The organism is Comamonas aquatica NBRC 14918, assembly GCF_000739875.1.
Taxonomy (GTDB): domain Bacteria; phylum Pseudomonadota; class Gammaproteobacteria; order Burkholderiales; family Burkholderiaceae_C; genus Comamonas; species Comamonas aquatica.
The window spans coordinates 50,257-67,101 of sequence record NZ_BBJR01000021.1 but is presented as its reverse complement, the minus strand read 5'-3'; the positions used below and the strand labels follow the sequence as shown (position 1 = coordinate 67,101).

The window sequence follows — 16,845 nt, the reverse complement described above, 5'->3', positions numbered from 1 at the left end:
GCTAGGGACAATGGCCGTGCTGCCTATCGCCCCGGCCAGTGAAAGCATGTAGGCCATTTCTTACCCCTGCACAGGAGCATTCCATGAGCCAAGCCACCCGCGGCTATGCCGCACAGTCGCCCACCAGCCCGCTCGGGCTGTTCCATTTTGTGCGGCGCGACCCGCGTCCCGAGGACGTGGTGATCGACATCCTCTACAGCGGCGTGTGCCACTCGGACCTGCACACGGCGCGCAACGACTGGGGGGGCACGGTCTATCCCACGGTGCCTGGGCACGAGATCATCGGCCGCGTGCGCGCCGTGGGCAGTGCGGTGCAGCGTGTCCAGCCCGGTGACGTGGTCGGCGTGGGCTGCATGGTGGACAGCTGCCAGGCCTGCCGCGCCTGCGCCAAGGGCTGGGAGCAGTACTGCGAGCGCGGCGCCACCTACACCTACAACAGCGTCGACCGCGTGGATGGCAGCCCCACTCAGGGCGGCTATGCGGAACAGATCGTGGTGCGCCAGGAATTCGTGCTGAAGGTGCCCGGTGGGCTGGACCTGGCCGGTGCGGCGCCGCTGCTGTGTGCCGGCATCACCACCTGGTCGCCCCTGCGGCACTGGAAGGTGGGGCCGGTCAGCCAGGTGGCCGTGGTCGGCCTGGGCGGGCTGGGGCACATGGCCCTGAAGCTGGCCAAGGCTCTGGGGGCCGAGGTGACGCTGTTCAGCCGTTCCCCCGGCAAGGAGGCCGACGCCCGGCGCCTGGGCGCGGACCGCGTGGTCATCAGCACCGACAAGGCGCAGATGAAGGCGGTGCGCGGCCAGTTCGAGCTGATCCTCGACACCGTGCCGTATGCCCACGACCTCAATCCCTACACGCCCACCCTGGCCACGGGCGGCACGCTGGTGCTGGTGGGTTTTCTGGGCAGCCAGGAGCCGCCGCTGAACACCAGCGCCCTGGTGGTCGGGCGCAAGGCGCTAGCGGGCTCGCTGATCGGCGGGATCGCGGAGACGCAGGAGATGCTGGATTTCTGTGGCCAGCACGGCATCACCGCCGATACCGAGGTGATCGCGCTGGAGGACATCAACGCCGCTTACGAGCGCATGCTGCGCAGTGACGTGAAGTACCGGTTCGTGATCGACATGGCGCGCTTCGCGGGCCAGGGTTGAAAAGGCTTTTGCAGTCCGCGCGCGCCTGAGGGGTGAAAATCACCTCCCAGGCACGTCCCGTCTGCGCAGTCAGCTATGAAAGCTGAAAAGCTCTGTGCAGGTGCTCAGCGCTTATCCACGCCGCTTTGCTGGGCGATCACGTCCAGCACCGGCAGCGGCCATTGCTGCGCCCAGCCGGCGGCGGCCACGCCCAGCCAGGCGTACAGATCCCAGTGGGCCTGCTGGGGTGGCAGGGGCAGCCGGGTTTCGGTGGCGCCGTCGGCGCAGACCACCTGGCCGTCGCGGAGGAAGGCCACGCTGCCCTGCTGGCGGCGGTGCGACTGCAGCACAGGGTGCTGTTCATCCGGGTGCACCCAGACCACACGGCCGGGGCAAGTCAGCGCCAGGTCTTCCAGCGCGGCGTCGCCCGGGGTCAGCACGGCCGTGCCGCCGGGGCGCACGCTGCGCAGCTGGGCCGCCAGGACGCGGCGCTGCACGGCGGCGTCGGTGCCGGATTCGGGCTGGATGATGGCCAGGTCGCACTGTGCGTAGGCCCAGCCGTCCTGCACGACGGTGTCCAGGTCCTGGGCAATCACCGCGGCCGTGACGGCGCAGTGCATCAGCACGCGCTGGCCGGCCGAGGGGGCTGGGCTGGCGGGCGGCAGCATGCGCTGGGCCTGCAGGTACATGGCATTGCCGCTGGCCACGCCCGTGGTGTGGCCCTGGGCCTGCTGCCAGACGGCCAGGGTCTGCGCGATGCGCAGGCCGGTGTCGGCTTCGGCCAGGATGCCGGTCACGGGAATGCGGCCGTCGGCCGGGTGCGGGAACAGGTGGGTGCAGATGGCCTCGCCCACGGCGCGCGGCTGGCCGTGCACGGGGTACAGGTGCATAAGCAGGCTGGGGCCGGCGTTGACTTCGACGATGGCGCCGCCTTGCTCCAGCATGGGCTGGCGGATGTCCTGCAGCACCATGTCGATGCCGGCAATGTCCAGGCCGATGGTGCGCGCCGCCATGATGGCGTGGTGGGCCACGTCGGGGTGGACTTCGTCGGTGCAGTCCACGGTCAGGTTGCCGGTGCGCAGCAGCAGCACTTCCTGGCCGGCGGCGGGCACGGATTCCGGCTGCAGCTGCTGGCGCTGCAGTTCGACCAGGATCTTGGCGTTCTGCGACAGCTCGATGCGCTCCAGCGTCATGTCCACCAGGCAGCGTGGGTGCTGGTTGATCTGGGCTTCCACCAGCTCGGCCACGGTGGACTGGCCGTCGCCGACCACGCCCAGGGTCTCGCCGCGCGTGGCCGCCACCACCTGGTGGCCGACCACCAGCACGCGGTGCTCATGGCCGCGGATGCAGCGCTCCACCAGCACCTGGGTGCCTTCGCGCTTGGCCAGCTGCCAGGCGGCTTCGATCGAGGCCTGGTCCACCAGGTCCAGGCTGACGCCGCGTGCGCGGTTGCCATCCAGCGGCTTGACCACCACCGGCACGCCCAGGCGCTGGGCGATCTGCCAGGCCTGGGCCGGCGATGCGGCCAGGTCGCCCTGGGGCGTGGGAATGCCGGCATTCGCCAGCAGGCGCTTGGTCAGGGCCTTGTCCGAGGCGATGTCCTGGGCGATGGCCCCGGTCTGGTCGCTCTCGGCCGTCCAGATGCGCTGCTGCGCCGCCCCCATGCCCAGCTGCACCAGGTTGCCCTTGGGGAACAGGCGGTAGGCGGGCAGGTAGCGCTGCACGGCGGCGTTGGCGATGCAGGCGGTGCTGGGGCCCAGGCATTCCTCATCGATCACGAAGCGGATGCGGGCCAGGGCGGCAGCCCATTCGACCGCACGCTGCGTGGCGGACAGGGCCAGCAGTTCCAGGGCTTGCTGCAGCACGCAGCGGCCCAGGGCGGCCTCGCTGGCTTCCAGCACGATGGTGCCGCGCCCGTTGGACTGGGGGTGGCTTTCGCACACGCGGTCCGGCAGGGCCACGGCCTGCAGCAGGGCGTGCAGCAGTTCTTCAAGCTGGGGCCACAGGGGCGTCTCCATGTCGAGCAGCTGGGCCTCCAGCACCGGGTGCGGGCTCCACAGGTTGTTGCCCGTCCAGTGGCGGGTGCGCAGGACGTAGGCCTGCTGGCAGTTGTGCACTTTCTCGATGTGCGGGACAGAGGGGTTGAGGACGCGCATAAGCAAGCCTTCAGGGTCTGAAACGGGGGGTGTCTGCTGGCCGTGGACCGCGCTGCCAGGACCAGCAGGCGCGGTGCAGGGTACCACCGGCGGTGGTGTGCCAGCACACGGGGAAAAGGGGTGCGTTGGACGCAGGCATGGATGCAGGCAGTGGCGGGGCCAGGGGGTCAGCGGCGCTGCACCAGGGCAGGCCCATCCACGCGCAACGGCATGTGAATGTCAGTCATACGGGACTTTCCAAGCCCAGCCCACGTGCGCGGACTGCTGGCTTGCGGTGTGGGGCCTGTTCAAAAGAGCGGAGCGATGCCGCCGGGCAACCATTGTCTGCCATCGCTCCATCGGCAGAAAACAACGGGCGCCAGCTTAACAGGATGGCGGGCCATCTGGGCAACAGTCCGCCAAGGGGCGGGGTTTGCCACGCCGGGTGCAGGGGCGATGGCCGCCCGGGCCGCCGGCACAGCCGGGCTGCACCGTACACTCGCCGTGAGGCCCGGCGCGGTGCGCCCGGGCGGATTGCCGAGCGACCTTTCCATGACCACACCCCACACCCGCAACTGGCTGCAGACCCTGGTGGCCTTCGACACCACCAGCCGCAACTCCAACCTGCACCTGATCGAGCATGTGCGCGATGCGCTGGCCGCGCACGGCGTGCCGGTGCAGCTGTTCAAGTCGCCCGACGGCGCCAAGTCCAACCTGTTCGCCACGCTGCCGGCCCAGGATGGCGGCACCCAGGGCGGCATCGTGCTGTCGGGCCACACCGACGTGGTGCCGGTCGATGGCCAGCAGTGGGACACCGACCCGTTCGCGCTGACCGAGCGCGACGGCCGCCTGTATGGGCGCGGCACCTGCGACATGAAGGGTTTCATCGCCGCCGGGCTGGCCCTGGTGCCCGAGTTCCTGGCCATGCCGCGGCGCAAGCCGCTGCACTTTGCCCTGTCGTACGACGAGGAGGTGGGCTGCATCGGCGCGCCCGTGATGCTGGAGCAGCTGAAGCTGCAGGGCCAGCGCTTGGACGGCTGCATCGTGGGCGAGCCCACCAGCATGCAGCCCGTGGTGGCGCACAAGGGCATCAACGTGTGGCGCTGCAAGGTGCATGGCAAGGCGGCGCATTCCTCGCTGACGCCCAGCGGCAGCAACGCCATCGAATACGCGGCGCGCCTGATCTGCCGCATCCGCGACCTGGCCGAGGCCTTCAAGGCCCAGGGGCCGTACGACCCGTTCTTCGACGTGCCCTACACCACCATGACCACCAACCGCATCAGCGGCGGGATTGCGGTCAACACCATCCCCGAGCACTGCGAGTTCGCCTACGAATTCCGCAACCTGCCCGGCATGGCGCCCGACGACATCCAGGCCCAGGTGGAGGCCTATGTGCAGCAGGAGCTGCTGCCGCGCATGCGCCGCGAGTTTGCCGAGGCGCGCATCGAGTTCGAGTCGCTGGCCGGCGCACCGTCCTTCGACAGCGCCGACACCGAGGCCATCAACGTCCTGGTGCAGGCGCTGACCGGCGACCGCGAGAAGCGCAAGGTGGCCTACGCCACCGAGGCGGGCCTGTTCCAGCAGGCCGGCATTCCCAGTGTGGTCTGCGGCCCCGGCGCCATCACCGAGGCGCACAAGGCCAACGAATACGTGGAGCTGGCGCAGCTGGCGCGCTGCGAGCAGTTCCTGCGCAAGCTGGCGCAGTCGCTCTAACGAGTTGAAGTCAAAACAGGCTGTATCGCTTGCCCTGCCTGCGCGGGCAGCTATGTTTTTTCTGTGACTGGGGCGTGGCCATCCGCGGGCGGATAGACCTCGCGCACGCAGTCCAGCCAGGCCCGGGCGGCGCGTGACAGATAACCCGGCCGCCACATCAGGGCCACGTCCCAGGTGATCGCCGGGCCGACCAGCGGGCGGCTGGCCACGCGCTGCGGGTCGTACTGGGCGATGACGTGCTCGAACATCACGGCCACGCCCACGTCGGCGGCCACCAGGTGGCCGATGAAGTCCCAGTAGCGGGTCTGCAGCGTGACCCGGGGCGTGAAGCCCGCCGCCGCGCACTGCTGCAACACATGCTCGTGCAACGCGAAGTCCGAGGTGTAGAGCACCAGCGGCAGCTCGCGCAGGTCCTGCCAGCGCATCGGCAGGTTGGGGTCGGTCACGCGGTGCGCGGGCAGCACCACGCGCGTGGTCTGGCGCGCCACGGTGTAGCGTTCCACCGCCGGGTCGGGCGCATCGAACAGGCCCAGCGCCAGGTCCAGCTGGCCTTCCTGGATCATCTGGTAGTGGGCGCGCGCGCCCTGTTCGTTGACCTGCAGGTTCACGCCCGGAAAACGCTGCTGGAACCGGGCGATCACCGGCGCCATGTAGTGGCCGGCGGTGGGCATGATGCCCACCGACAGTTCGCCGCGCGTGATGTCGTCCACCTCGGCCACCTGCTGGCGCAGCAGCCGGGCCTGCTCCAGCATTTCCAGACCGCGGTCATGGACCACCTGGCCGGCGTCGGTCAGCTGCACTCCCCGGCCCTCGCGCAGCAGCAGCGGGCCGCCCAGTTCGTCCTCCAGCGCCTTGACCATCTTGCTGATGGTCGGCTGGGTCACATGCAGCGTCTCGGCCGCGCGGGTGAAGCCGTTCTGGCGCACGACCTCGATGAAATAGCGCAGGGCACGCAGGTCCATAGGGATTCCTTTATGGCATCGCTTTGATGGGAATTATTCATTTTACGAATATATGGGTAAACCCTAGACTTTGCGCCATGTCAAAGTTTTCGTTCCTGTCCGCCCAACCCTTCACCGCCCGTGCCGCGCAGCGTGCCTGGCCGCTGGCCAAGGGGGTGCTGCAGGTGGGCCTGCTCAGCGCCATCTGGGTGAGCATGGACGTGCTGCGCCAGCACTTTGGCTGGGGCATGCCGGCCGGCCTGATCGGCTTCGGCCTGCTGGCCGTGGGCCTGTTCACCGGCCTGGTCCAGGCCCGCTGGCTGCAAAGCGGCACCAACTGGCTGCTGGCCGAGATGCTGCTGTTCTTTGTGCCCGCCATGCTGGTGGTCACCGAATACCCCGACCTGATCCGCCACCAGGGCCTGCGCATCCTGGCGGTCATCGTCACCAGCACCGCCTGCGTGATGGCCGCGACCGCCCTGGCCGTGGACCGGGTCTACCGTTTCGAGCTGTGGCTGGCGCGGCGCCGGTCCTCGCGCGAGACCAGCGCGCCAGGGAGGGGCTGAGCCATGCTGTCGAACGAAGTCATCGGCGTGCTGTCCTTGCTGGCCACCGTGGCCTGCTACGCGTTCAACAAGCGCCTGTACCGCCAGCACCCGCACCCGCTGCTGATGCCCATCGTCGCCACGCCCATGGTGCTGATCGGCCTGGCCCTGCTGACCCGGGTCAGCTACCCGCAGTACATCGCCCAGACGCACTGGCTGGTGTGGCTGCTGGGGCCGACCACGGTGGCGTTTGCGCTGCCGCTGCACGAACACCGCCAGCTGCTGCGCAAGCACTGGATGTCGATCGCCACCGGCGTGCTGGTGGCCAGCACGGTGTCCATCGCCACCACCATCGCGTTTGCCGATCTGTTCGGCCTGTCCGAAGCACTGCAAAAGGGCCTGGCCGTGCGCTCCGTCACCACGCCCTTCGCCATCGAGGCCGAGAAGGTGCTGGGCGGCCCCACCGATCTGGCGGCGCTGTTCGTGCTGCTGACCGGCGTCAGCGGCATGCTGATGGGCGAGACCGTGCTGCGCCTGCTGCCGCGCGTGCGCAGCAAGCTGGCGGCCGGGGCCATCTTCGGCGGTGCGGCCCACGGCAGCGGTGTGGCCAAGGCGCGCCAGTTCGGCGAGGTGCAGGCCGTGGTGGCCTCGCTGGTGATGATGATTGCCGGCGCCGTGAATGTGCTGGCGGCGCCCTGGGTGCGGAATATATTCTTCTAAAAATATAGCTTCTAGCGCTGATGGGGCAAGCGCTAGAAGCCAATGAGGTGCTGAATTGCGTGGCGTTGCCACTCAGGCGGCGCGCAGGATCGGGGCGGGCGCGTGCATGCTGCCGGTCTTCAGGTAGCGCTGGTGCCAGGCGTAGGCTTCGTCCAGCAGGTGCGGCGTGTGCTTGCCCGGCGCCTCGCGCAGCGCGCGTTCCAGGTAGTCGGTCATCGCGGCCTGGTAGTCGGGGTGCACGCATTTCTCGATGATCAAGCGCGCGCGCTGCACCGGCGCCAGACCGCGCAGATCGGCCAGGCCCTGCTCGGTGACGATGACCTGCACATCGTGCTCGGTGTGGTCCACGTGGGACACCATGGGCACGATGCAGCTGATCTTGCCGCCCTTGGCCATGGACGGCGTCATGAAGATGGACAGGTAGGCGTTGCGCGCAAAGTCGCCGCTGCCGCCGATGCCGTTCATGATGGACGAGCCCATCACGTGCGTGCTGTTGACGTTGCCGTACATGTCGGCCTCGATCAGCGCGTTCATCGAAATCAAACCCATGCGGCGGATCAGTTCGGGGTGGTTCGAGATTTCCTGCGGGCGCAGGATGATGCGCTGGCGGTAGTACTCGATGTTGGCCAGAAAGCGCTCCATGGCGGCGGGGCTGAGCGCCAGTGAGGTGGTGGAGGCCGTATCCAGCTTGCCGGATTCCAGCATGTCCAGCATGCCGTCCTGCAGCACTTCGGTGTAGGCGTTCAGGTGGTCGAAGGGGCCGTGGTTCAGGCCGGCCAGCACGGCGTTGGCGATGTTGCCCACACCGGACTGCAGGGGCAGCAACTCGGGCGGCAGGCGGCCCACTTGCACCTCGTGCTGCAGGAAGTCAATGATGTGCTGGGCAATGCGCTGCGAGTCGGCATCGGGCGGCGTGAAGCCGGCCAGCTTGTCGCGCTGCTGTGTGGGCACCACGGCAATCACCTTGCTCAGGTCGCAGTGCAGGTAGGGGGCGCCAATCCGGTCGAACGGGTGCTCCATGGGAATCGGCTTGCGCTTGGGCGGTACGGCGGCGCCGTAGTAGATGTCGTGCATGCCCTCCAGCTCGGCCGGCTGGGCGCTGTTGACTTCCAGGATGATCTTGTCGGCCTGCTCCAGCCAGGTCTTGTTGTTGCCCACCGAGGTCGAGGGGATCAGGCGCCCGTCGGGCAGGATGCCCGCCACCTCGATCACCGCCACGTCCAGGTGGCCCAGAAAACCGAACCACACGTACTGCGCCACGTGCGAGAGGTGGATGTCGACGTACTGCATGCGGCCGTCGTTGATCTCCTTGCGCACCGTCGGGTCGGACTGGTAGGGCAGGCGGCGTTCGATGCCGTGCACCTTGGCCAGGGCGCCATCCAGCTCGGCCGAGGTGGAGGCCCCCGTCCACAGGCTGATGCGGAAGTTGCCGCCCTGCGCGTTCTGTTCTTCAATGCGGCGCGCCAGCGCCTGGGGCACGGCCTTGGGGGCGCCGGCTGGCGTGAAGCCGCTCATGCCCAGCGTCATGCCGGACTGGATCAGGCTGGCTGCCTGGTCGGCCGTCATGATGCGTTCGCGCAGGGCGGGGCACAGCACGCGGTCCGCGGGGGAAGCGTGGGTGAAAGTCGTGTGCATAGGGGCGGTCTCCACGGCGGCACTGTCGTTGCATGTGCGCCTTGTTGTCTTTTTTCGGGTTGCACCTTAGGTGGCAACCCGCAGTGAAACACAAGCCCCAGCCCAATGCCAGCGTAGTTGATCAGGGAAAACGCGGGTGGCGCAGAGGGTGCCAGCCGTGCTTTGGTCCACGCCGGGCGCCCCCAAAAACCGGCGCAGGCCAACCCCGTGGGCGCGGCGACGGCATGGGCTGACACGGGGCCGACCACGGTGGCGGTCACAATCGCCGGCATGGCCTTTGCACTTTCTCGCTGGATAGCTGGCGCGGCACGACTGGCGCGCCCCTTCACCCCGTTGATCGACGCCGTGCGGCTGTGGCTGGATGCCGACGGCCTGCGCATGAGCGCGGCCATGACCTTCTATGGCCTGCTCAGCCTGTCGCCGCTGGTCTTGCTGGTGGTCGGCCTGCTGGGCTGGTGGATGGACCGCAGCGTGGTCGAAAGCACCTTGCTGGAGCAGGTGCACGGCGTGATGGGCGAACGCGGCGCCAGCGTGGTGCAGGCGGCCATGGCCAGCGCGCAGCGGCCCGCCGAGGGGCGGCTGGCATCGCTGGTGGCCTTTGTGCTGCTGCTGTCGGGCGCCACCGGTGTGTTTGTGGAACTGCAGAACGCCCTGGACAAGCTGTGGCGCTATGGGCGCAGCGATGCCCCGCCACCGCGCAAAGTCTGGTGGAAGCTGGCCACGCTGCGCCTGCGCGGGCTGGCCTATGTGCTGGTGCTGGGCTTCTTGCTGCTGGTGACCATGCTGTTGTCCACCGCGCTGAAGCTGTTCACCCAACTGGCCGGCGCCTGGCTGGACATGGCATCGCCGGGGCTGCTCATCAGCGTGCTCAACGAAGCCGTGTCCTTTGCCGTGGTCACGGTGCTGTTCGTGGGGCTGATGCGCCTGGGTACCGGGATCCGCCCGGCGTTGCGCCACCTGGTCTGCGGCGCCGTGGTCGGGGCCGCGCTGTTCACGCTGAGCAAGCAGGCCCTGGCCTGGTACCTGTCCACGGCGGCCGTGGTCTCGGCCTATGGCGCGGCGGGGTCGCTGGTGGTGGTGCTGATGTGGATTTACGTGACGTCCGCCATCCTGCTGCTGGCCGCCAGCGTGGCCAAGGCGCTGGACCTCAGTTCTGCAGCGCCGCCCTGAGCCCGGGTGCATTTAGCGGTGCAGGTGGCCTGTCCAACATCGTCGAGAAGGCCATGGGCTCCATCGTCAAGAGCGGCAGCGCCCCCATCACGGGCGTGCTCTCGCCCGGCGAGAAGCTGCAGCGCAAGGGCCTGACCTATGCGGCCACGCCGGCCAGCGACTTCATCTTTGGCACGTTGCAGCTGGCGGCTGGCATGAACCTGCACGTGTTCACCACGGGCCGCGGCACGCCCTAAGGCCTGGCCGAGGTGCCGGTGATCAAGGTGGCCACGCGCCACGATCTGGCGCGCCGCTGGCACGACCTCATGGACATCAATGCCGGCACCATCGCCACGGGCGAGAAGACGATTGCCGACGTGGGCTGGGAGATGTTCCAGTTCATGCTGGACGTGGCCAGTGGTCGCAAGAAGACCTGGGCCGAACAGTGGAAGCTGGCCAACCAGCTGGTGCTGTTCAACCCGGCGCCGGTGACCTGAGCGCACGGCGCCGCACCCTGCAAAAAGCGCTGCCGAGGCAGCGCTTTGTTTTTGGGGGGATGCCCGGGTGTGGCCTAGCCCGCGGCGGCCACGGTCAGCGTGGCATCGATCCGGGCCAACACCTGCAAGGCCGTGGCGTGGGGGCCTTGGGGAAAGCGGCTGTTCCATTCGTGCTCGGCCAGCGGGTGCACGCTGCAGTTGCCCGGCAGGGGGGCGTTGGCGTCCAGCAGCGCATGCAGGCGCGGCACGAACACCCACTGCAGCCATTCCTCGATCTGCAGGGTGTCGTACATGAAGGGCATGGTCGATGCCAGTGCCTGTTCCGACGGCGGCTGCGCGCCCCACAAGGCGGCCGCGCGCAGTTCGGCTTCCAGTTGCTGCAGGTGGTGGCGCAAGGTGGTGGATGTATCGCTCATGGCGCCATTGTCCCCGCTTCGCCAATCCCTGACAGGTCACCGTGGTTGCCCTCATAAGGTTTCCCCGCAGGCCGCGTCAACTAGGTTACTGCGCGGGCCTTCAAACCTTCGGGGTTTGCCCGGAATTGTTCTGCACAGCGGAATTTCCCACTGTTTATTTGCAAAAGCTGGCCCTAGTCTGGACTGACAGCGGGGTGCCGGCCATCGCTGCCAACCGATCAAGGAGACAGGGATGCAGAACAACACCACGGCCGTTGGCGCAGGCGTGCGCGACGGCCACCAGGGCAGGAGGGCGTGATGGACGTTCTTTTGCAGCAAGTGCTCAATGGCCTGACATTGGGCGGTATCTACGGGCTGGTGGCGCTGGGGCTGACCCTGGTCTACGGCATCTTGCACGTGCCCAATTTCGCGCACGGTGCGTTCTACATGGTCGGTGCCTTCGTCGCCTTCCATGCGATGAACGCCTGGGGCCTGGGCTACTGGCTGGCGATGCTGGTGGCCGCAGGCGTGGTGGCGGCGATGGCCGTGGTCAGCGAGCGGCTGGTCTTCACGCCGCTGCGCAACGCCTCGGGCATCCACCCCATGGTGGCCGCCATCGGCGTGCTGCTGTTCCTGGAGGCGGCGGCCCAGGCGCTCTGGGGCGCAGATTTCCAGCGCATGCAGACGCCCTACACCAGCATCATCGACCTGGGCGGCGTGACCGCGCCGGCCCAGCGCCTGCTGATCATTGCCGCGGCCTTTGCGCTGATGGTGGCGCTGCACCTGTTCCTGACGCGGACGGTGGTGGGCTCGACCATCATCGCCATGGCGCAGAACCGCGACGGGGCCTCCATCGTCGGCATCGACGCCCAGCGCGTGGCCATGCTGACCTTTGCCATCTCCGGCGTGCTGGCGGCCGTGGCGGCCACGCTGTACGCGCCCATCAACCTGGTCTACCCGGCCATGGGCCATCTGGTGATCACCAAGGCCTTCGTGATCATCATCCTGGGCGGCATGGGCAGCATTCCCGGTGCCATCGTGGGCGGGCTGATCATCGGCTTTGCCGAGAGCTTCGGCGCCTACTACATCTCGACCGACTACAAGGACATCATCGCCTTCGTGCTGCTGGTGGTGATCCTGTCGATGCGCCCCGAGGGCCTGTTTGCAAAGAGGGGGCGCTGAGATGCAATCTTTTATCGATAGCAAACTGGCCTGGGGGTTGCTGCTGGCAGCCAGCCTGGCCTTCCCCTGGGTGGCGGGCAACGACTACCACCTGACGGTGATGAGCACGGCCTACATCTTCGCCATCGCCACGCTGGGGCTGAACCTGATCACGGGCTACACCGGCCAGCTCAACCTGGCGCATGCCGGTTTCATGGCCGTCGGTGCCTACACCGTGGGCATCCTGACCGTGGACCATGGCTGGAGCTTCTGGGCCGCCTTCCCCATGGCGGGGGTGGTGAACGTGGTGCTGGGCTATGGCGTGGGCCTGCTGTCGCTGCGGCTGAAGGGGCACTTCTTTGCCATCTTCACCCTGTGCGTGGGCTACATCATGTTCCTCATCATCGAGAAGTGGGAGGGCCTGACGCACGGCACGGTGGGCATCATGGGCATCCCCGCGCCCGAGCCAATCGGCGCCATCAGCTTCGAGTCCCCGCTGGCGCTGTACTACCTCACGCTGGGCTTTCTGGTGCTGGCCGTCTGGGCCATGCGCCGCATCGTCAAGTCGCTGCTGGGGCGCACCTTCATCGCCATCCGCAACAGCGACGAGCTGGCCGAGGCGCTGGGCATCAACCTGATGCGCAACAAGACCCTGGCCTTCATGCTCAGCGTGTTCTACGCCGGCATGGCGGGCGGGCTGTACGCGGGCTTCGTGCGCTTCATCGGCCCGGACCTGGCCGGCACGCACCACACCTTCGACATGATGATCTTCATGATCGTCGGCGGCCTGGGCACGGTGCTGGGCCCGCTGCTGGGCGCCATCGGCATGCCGTGGCTGACGCAGTCGCTGCAGTTCCTGCAGGAGTACCGCTTCATCGTCTTTGGCCCCATCCTGGTGGCGCTGGTCATCTTCCTGCCCCACGGCATCGTGGGCAGTTTTCTGGCGTGGCGCGCGCGCCGTGCGGCCAAGGAGGGCCGGCCCCATGCTCAAGATTGAACACCTGACCAAGCGCTTCGGCGGGCTGGCGGCGGTCAACGACGTCAGCACCGTGATCGAGGCCGGCAAGATCAACGCCATCATCGGCCCCAACGGTGCTGGCAAGACCACGTTCTTCAACCTGATCAGCTCCATGCACAAGCCCACCAGCGGCACCATCACCTTCAACGGGTGCGATGTGACTTCGCTGCGCCCGGACCAGGTGGCGCAGCTGGGCGTGGCGCGCACCTTCCAGGCCACGTCGCTGTTCGACAAGGCCTCGGTGCTGGACAACCTGATCGTCGGCCACCGCCTGCGCACGCGCTCCGGGCTGTGGGATGTGCTGCGCGGCTCCAGCCGCCTGCGCGAGGAGGAGCGCGTGTGCCGCGAGAAGGCGCGCGATGCGCTGGACTTCGTCGGCCTGTCGCACATCGCCCACCGCCTGGCGGGCGACATCACGCAGGAGGAGCGCAAGCGCGTGGCCTTTGCGCTGGCGCTGGCCACCGACCCGCAATTGCTGCTGCTGGACGAGCCGGCCGGCGGCGTGAACCCGGAGGAGACCGAGGGCCTGGCCCAGTTGATCCGCAAGTTCGTGCGGCACGGCATGACGGTGGCGCTGATCGAACACAAGATGGGCATGATCATGAGCCTGGCCGACAAGATCCTGGTGCTGAGCTATGGCGAGAAGATCGCCGAAGGCACGCCCGACGAGATCCGCCGCAACCCGGCGGTGATCGACGCCTACCTGGGGAGCGAGCATGCTGAAGTTTGAGAACGTCTCGCTGAAATACGGCAGTTTCCTGGCGCTGGACCAGGTCAGCCTGCATGCCGGCCAGGGCGAGCTGGTGGTGCTGCTGGGCGCCAACGGCGCCGGCAAGAGCTCGCTGTTCCTGACGGCCAGCGGCATCCACAAGGCCGCCGGCGGCTCTATCACCTGGAACGGCCAGGAACTGGTGGGCCGCAAGCCCTCGGCCATCGTGCAGTCCGGCGTGGTGCAGTGCCCCGAGGGGCGCAAGCTGTTCCCGCAGATGAGCGTGCGCAAGAACCTGGAGCTGGGCGCCTACGTGCACCGCCGCGACCCCAGCCCCAGCCGCCAGACGCTGGAGGAGGTGTTCGCCCTGTTCCCCATCCTGCGCGACAAGCAGCACGACCCGGCCGGCTCGCTGTCGGGCGGGCAGCAGCAGATGGTGGCCATCGGCCGCGCCATGATGGGCCGCCCCCGGGTGCTGCTGCTGGACGAACCCTCGCTGGGCCTGGCGCCGCTGGTGATCAAGCAGATGTTCGAGGTCATACAGCGCATCAATGCAGCCGGCACCACGGTGCTGCTGGCCGAGCAGAACGCGTTTGCGGCGCTGAAGATCGCCCACCGCGCCTACGTGCTGGAAAACGGCCGCATCGTGCGCGAAGGCGCGCCCGCGGCGCTACTGGCCGATGACTCGATCCGCAAGGCGTACATCGGGGCATGACCCCCCCTGAGGCGCTGGGTGCCTTCCCCCGCTCTGGTGGGGCCCGCCCAAGGGGGACGACACCAGCGCTGCGGGGCGGCCCCGGCGCGATGTCCCCCGCGAAAGTGAGTGATTTTCACTGCGCCGAGGTGCGCAGTTCTGGTTCCGCAACGCAAGACACACCACACACAAGGAGACAACCATGCGTGCATTTTCTCGACTCAATCGCCGCCAGCTGACCGGGCTGGCCCTGGCCTGTGCGGCCACCTGGGCTGCGCCGGCGATGGCGCAGGACGTGGTCAAGATCGGTTACTCGGGGCCGCTGTCGGGCGGTGCCGCGCAGTACGGCAAGAATGCGCTGGACGGCATGCTGCTGGCGGCCGACGAACTCAATGCCGCCAACCTGGAGGTGGGCGGCAAGAAGGTGAAGTTCGAGATCGTGCCGCTGGACGACAAGTACAACCCGTCGGAGACCGCCATCAACGCCCAGCGCCTGGTGCAGCAGCACAAGACGGCGGCCATCCTGGTGCCGCATTCCGGCGGCATCTTCGCGGTGCAGACCACCAACGAGCGCAGCAACTTCATCGTGCTGGCCTATAGCTCGGTGCCGCAGATCACCAACCGCGGCAACAAGCTGACGCTGCGCATTCCGCCGGAGTTCACCACCTACATCGAGCCCTTCTCCAGCTACCTGATGCAGCGCTACGGCAAGAAGGTGGCCATGGTGGGAGCGGACCACGACTACGCCAAGGCCTGGGCCGCGGCCTTCAAGCCCGGCTGGGAAAAGCTGGGCGGCAGCGTGGTGGCCGAGAACCCCATGAGCTACAACCGCGCCACCGACTTCTACAGCGGCGTCAGCAAGGCGCTGGCGGCCAAGCCCGATGTGCTGTTTGTCGGCGGGGCCTCCGAGCCCACGGCCCTGGTCGTCAAGCAGGCGCGCGAGCTGGGTTTCAAGGGTGGCTTTCTGGTCATGGACCAGGCCAAGCTGGATGAGATGGCGCGCGTCGTCGGCGGCCTGGAGGTGCTGGAAGGCGCCATCGGCGTGCTGCCCGTGTCGGCCGACCCCTCGCCCGACAACCAAGCCTTCATCGCGCGCTTCGGCCAGAAGTTCGCGGGCCGCGTGCCCGGCTCCGAGGCCCTGTGGAACTACACCGCCGTGCACGCTACGGCCAAGGCCATGCAGCTGGCCGGCTCGGCCACCGATGCCAAGGCCATCCACGCCAAGCTGGATGCGGGCTACAAGGCGCTGTCGCCCCAGGTGAACCCCGGCGGCGTGCTGGGCGTGGACGACAAGGGCGGCACCCTGACCCGCGAGCGCGGTGGGGCGGTGCAGGACGGCAAGATCACCGTGATCAGCACCGACAAGAAATAAACCGACGGGTCGGTCACACCCCAACAAAAAGCGCACCTCGGTGCGCTTTTTGTTGGGCCATCACGACCATGGAATATTCATTAAGAAGAGCAGTTTGCGCTTGTCCCACCATGATTTCAAAGTGTTTTGTGTCTGAAATCGTTGAATGGTAAGCGCTAACTGCTCCTAATTTCAATCAGATCAGGCTGGCGCCGCCGTCCAGCACCAGGGCCTGGCCGGTCATGTGGCGCGAGGCGTCCGAGGCCAGGTAGACGGCCGCGCCCTTCAGGTCCTCCTCGCCGCCGATGCGGCGCAGCGGTGCCCGCGCGATCAACTGGTCGCCCAGCTGGTCGATCAGGCCGTTGGCCAGCTTGCTGGGGAAAAAGCCCGGGCAGATGGCGTTCACGCGGATGCCGTACGGCCCCCACTCGGACGCCAGGGTGCGCGCCAGGTGCACGGCGGCGGCCTTGGAGGTGTTGTAGGCCACGGTGTGCATGCCCGGTGGCGTGCCCTTGAAGGCCGCCACCGAGGCCGTGATGATGACGTTGCCCTGGCCCTTGGGAATCATCACGCGCTTGGCCACCTCGCGCGTCAGGAAGAAGGGCGCGGAGACGTTGAGGTTCATGACCTTGTGCCAGGCTGCGTCGGGGTAGTCCTCGGCCTTGGCGCCCCAGGTGGCGCCGGCGTTGTTCACCAGGATGTCGATGGTGCCCAGCTCGGCCAGCACGGCATCGACCAGCGCCGGAATGGCGTCGAACTGCTGCAGGTCGTTGGTGAAGGTGGCGACCTGGATGCCCAGGCCTTCGAGGTGGGCCTTGGCGGCGGCCAGCTCGTCGGCCTTGCGCGCCGTGATGGCCAGGCGGGCCCCCATCTCGCCCAGGGCCTCGGCCATCTGCAGGCCCAGGCCGCGCGAGCCCCCGGTGATCAGCGCGGTCTTGCCGGCCAGGTTGAACAGTTGTCGGACGCTCATGCCGTGTCTCCTTGCTTGTTGGTGTGGACTGGAGGGGCCGCAGCGCGGAACGCTCCAGCAAACATCCTAGGAGAGGCGGCGCGGCGGC

The 16,845-nt window shown here is 67.8% G+C and carries 15 protein-coding genes and 1 pseudogene; 11 read left to right on the top strand and 5 right to left on the bottom strand.

The features are described from left to right. The first annotated feature begins 83 nt into the window (after positions 1-83). Positions 84-1,145 carry an NAD(P)-dependent alcohol dehydrogenase gene (locus CA2_RS01670; protein WP_042411957.1) on the top strand — a complete coding sequence of 354 codons (1,062 nt, stop codon included), beginning with the start codon at positions 84-86 and terminating at the stop codon, positions 1,143-1,145. A 104-nt stretch (positions 1,146-1,249) separates the two neighbouring features. Here the strand turns inward: CA2_RS01670 and CA2_RS01665 are convergent, their stop codons facing one another. Beyond that, complete coding sequence (locus CA2_RS01665; protein ID WP_052369790.1) at positions 1,250-3,280, bottom strand: acetate--CoA ligase family protein; 2,031 nt, start codon at positions 3,278-3,280, stop codon at positions 1,250-1,252. 531 nt (positions 3,281-3,811) lie between these two features. Here CA2_RS01665 and argE point away from each other — a divergent pair. Then, a complete protein-coding gene (gene argE / locus CA2_RS01660; protein ID WP_042411955.1) occupies positions 3,812-4,972 on the top strand; it encodes an acetylornithine deacetylase in 1,161 nt (386 codons plus the stop codon). A gap of 50 nt (positions 4,973-5,022) precedes the next feature. Here the strand turns inward: argE and CA2_RS01655 are convergent, their stop codons facing one another. Then, positions 5,023-5,934, bottom strand: coding sequence for a LysR family transcriptional regulator (locus CA2_RS01655; RefSeq protein ID WP_042411953.1), 912 nt, complete (start codon positions 5,932-5,934; stop codon positions 5,023-5,025). Between the two features lie 77 nt (positions 5,935-6,011). On the opposite strand from CA2_RS01655, the gene CA2_RS01650 reads away from it, so the two are divergent. Both CA2_RS01650 and CA2_RS01645 read left to right on the top strand, forming a co-directional pair. Then, complete coding sequence (locus CA2_RS01650; RefSeq protein WP_042411951.1) at positions 6,012-6,479, top strand: CidA/LrgA family protein; 468 nt, start codon at positions 6,012-6,014, stop codon at positions 6,477-6,479. 3 nt (positions 6,480-6,482) lie between these two features. After that, a complete protein-coding gene (locus CA2_RS01645; RefSeq protein ID WP_042411949.1) occupies positions 6,483-7,178 on the top strand; it encodes an LrgB family protein in 696 nt (231 codons plus the stop codon). Between the two features lie 72 nt (positions 7,179-7,250). Here the strand turns inward: CA2_RS01645 and scpC are convergent, their stop codons facing one another. Next, positions 7,251-8,813, bottom strand: a complete 1,563-nt coding sequence (gene scpC / locus CA2_RS01640; RefSeq protein WP_042411947.1) for a succinyl-CoA:acetate CoA-transferase ScpC — start codon at positions 8,811-8,813, stop codon at positions 7,251-7,253. A 270-nt stretch (positions 8,814-9,083) separates the two neighbouring features. Between scpC and CA2_RS01635 the strand changes: the two genes are divergently transcribed. Continuing rightward, positions 9,084-9,983: a YihY/virulence factor BrkB family protein gene (locus CA2_RS01635; protein WP_042412130.1), complete on the top strand. Its 900-nt coding sequence runs from the start codon at positions 9,084-9,086 to the stop codon at positions 9,981-9,983. Positions 9,984-10,003: 20 nt separating this feature from the next. Continuing rightward, a pseudogene (garD, locus tag CA2_RS17415) lies at positions 10,004-10,459 on the top strand (galactarate dehydratase); the annotation flags it as partial. A gap of 74 nt (positions 10,460-10,533) precedes the next feature. Here the strand turns inward: garD and CA2_RS01620 are convergent. Next, the gene (locus tag CA2_RS01620; RefSeq protein WP_042411941.1) at positions 10,534-10,875 is read right to left on the bottom strand and encodes a YqcC family protein; all 342 of its coding nucleotides are present in this window, start codon (positions 10,873-10,875) and stop codon (positions 10,534-10,536) included. A 297-nt stretch (positions 10,876-11,172) separates the two neighbouring features. On the opposite strand from CA2_RS01620, the gene CA2_RS01615 reads away from it, so the two are divergent. From CA2_RS01615 to CA2_RS01595, 5 genes are all read left to right on the top strand, one after another. Then, positions 11,173-12,036 carry a branched-chain amino acid ABC transporter permease gene (locus CA2_RS01615; RefSeq protein WP_042411940.1) on the top strand — a complete coding sequence of 288 codons (864 nt, stop codon included), beginning with the start codon at positions 11,173-11,175 and terminating at the stop codon, positions 12,034-12,036. 1 nt (position 12,037) lies between these two features. After that, positions 12,038-13,012 (top strand): branched-chain amino acid ABC transporter permease, encoded by a 975-nt coding sequence (locus tag CA2_RS01610; RefSeq protein WP_042411938.1) that lies wholly within the window; start codon positions 12,038-12,040, stop codon positions 13,010-13,012. Beyond that, complete coding sequence (locus CA2_RS01605; protein ID WP_042411937.1) at positions 12,999-13,763, top strand: ABC transporter ATP-binding protein; 765 nt, start codon at positions 12,999-13,001, stop codon at positions 13,761-13,763. The genes CA2_RS01610 and CA2_RS01605 overlap by 14 nt, the downstream gene beginning before the upstream one ends. Further along, positions 13,750-14,457 carry an ABC transporter ATP-binding protein gene (locus CA2_RS01600; protein ID WP_042411936.1) on the top strand — a complete coding sequence of 236 codons (708 nt, stop codon included), beginning with the start codon at positions 13,750-13,752 and terminating at the stop codon, positions 14,455-14,457. Before CA2_RS01605 ends, CA2_RS01600 begins: the two co-directional genes overlap by 14 nt. 181 nt (positions 14,458-14,638) lie before the next feature. Beyond that, a complete protein-coding gene (locus tag CA2_RS01595) occupies positions 14,639-15,808 on the top strand; it encodes an ABC transporter substrate-binding protein (protein ID WP_042411934.1) in 1,170 nt (389 codons plus the stop codon). A gap of 175 nt (positions 15,809-15,983) precedes the next feature. Here the strand turns inward: CA2_RS01595 and CA2_RS01590 are convergent, their stop codons facing one another. After that, positions 15,984-16,757, bottom strand: coding sequence for an SDR family oxidoreductase (locus CA2_RS01590; protein WP_042411932.1), 774 nt, complete (start codon positions 16,755-16,757; stop codon positions 15,984-15,986). Between the last annotated feature and the right edge of the window lie 88 nt (positions 16,758-16,845).

Excerpts from the sequence above, each read along its gene's own strand:
- CA2_RS01620 (WP_042411941.1), bottom strand. The coding sequence starts at position 10,875 with ATGAGCGATACATCCACCACCTTGCGCCACCACCTGCAGCAACTGGAA.
- CA2_RS01605 (WP_042411937.1), top strand. The coding sequence starts at position 12,999 with ATGCTCAAGATTGAACACCTGACCAAGCGCTTCGGCGGGCTGGCGGCG.
- CA2_RS01650 (WP_042411951.1), top strand. The coding sequence starts at position 6,012 with ATGTCAAAGTTTTCGTTCCTGTCCGCCCAACCCTTCACCGCCCGTGCC.
- CA2_RS01645 (WP_042411949.1), top strand. The coding sequence starts at position 6,483 with ATGCTGTCGAACGAAGTCATCGGCGTGCTGTCCTTGCTGGCCACCGTG.
- CA2_RS01655 (WP_042411953.1), bottom strand. The coding sequence starts at position 5,934 with ATGGACCTGCGTGCCCTGCGCTATTTCATCGAGGTCGTGCGCCAGAAC.
- CA2_RS01670 (WP_042411957.1), top strand. The coding sequence starts at position 84 with ATGAGCCAAGCCACCCGCGGCTATGCCGCACAGTCGCCCACCAGCCCG.
- CA2_RS01615 (WP_042411940.1), top strand. The coding sequence starts at position 11,173 with ATGGACGTTCTTTTGCAGCAAGTGCTCAATGGCCTGACATTGGGCGGT.
- scpC (WP_042411947.1), bottom strand. The coding sequence starts at position 8,813 with ATGCACACGACTTTCACCCACGCTTCCCCCGCGGACCGCGTGCTGTGC.
- argE (WP_042411955.1), top strand. The coding sequence starts at position 3,812 with ATGACCACACCCCACACCCGCAACTGGCTGCAGACCCTGGTGGCCTTC.
- CA2_RS01590 (WP_042411932.1), bottom strand. The coding sequence starts at position 16,757 with ATGAGCGTCCGACAACTGTTCAACCTGGCCGGCAAGACCGCGCTGATC.
- CA2_RS01610 (WP_042411938.1), top strand. The coding sequence starts at position 12,038 with ATGCAATCTTTTATCGATAGCAAACTGGCCTGGGGGTTGCTGCTGGCA.
- CA2_RS01635 (WP_042412130.1), top strand. The coding sequence starts at position 9,084 with ATGGCCTTTGCACTTTCTCGCTGGATAGCTGGCGCGGCACGACTGGCG.
- CA2_RS01665 (WP_052369790.1), bottom strand. The coding sequence starts at position 3,280 with ATGCGCGTCCTCAACCCCTCTGTCCCGCACATCGAGAAAGTGCACAAC.
- CA2_RS01600 (WP_042411936.1), top strand. The coding sequence starts at position 13,750 with ATGCTGAAGTTTGAGAACGTCTCGCTGAAATACGGCAGTTTCCTGGCG.
- CA2_RS01595 (WP_042411934.1), top strand. The coding sequence starts at position 14,639 with ATGCGTGCATTTTCTCGACTCAATCGCCGCCAGCTGACCGGGCTGGCC.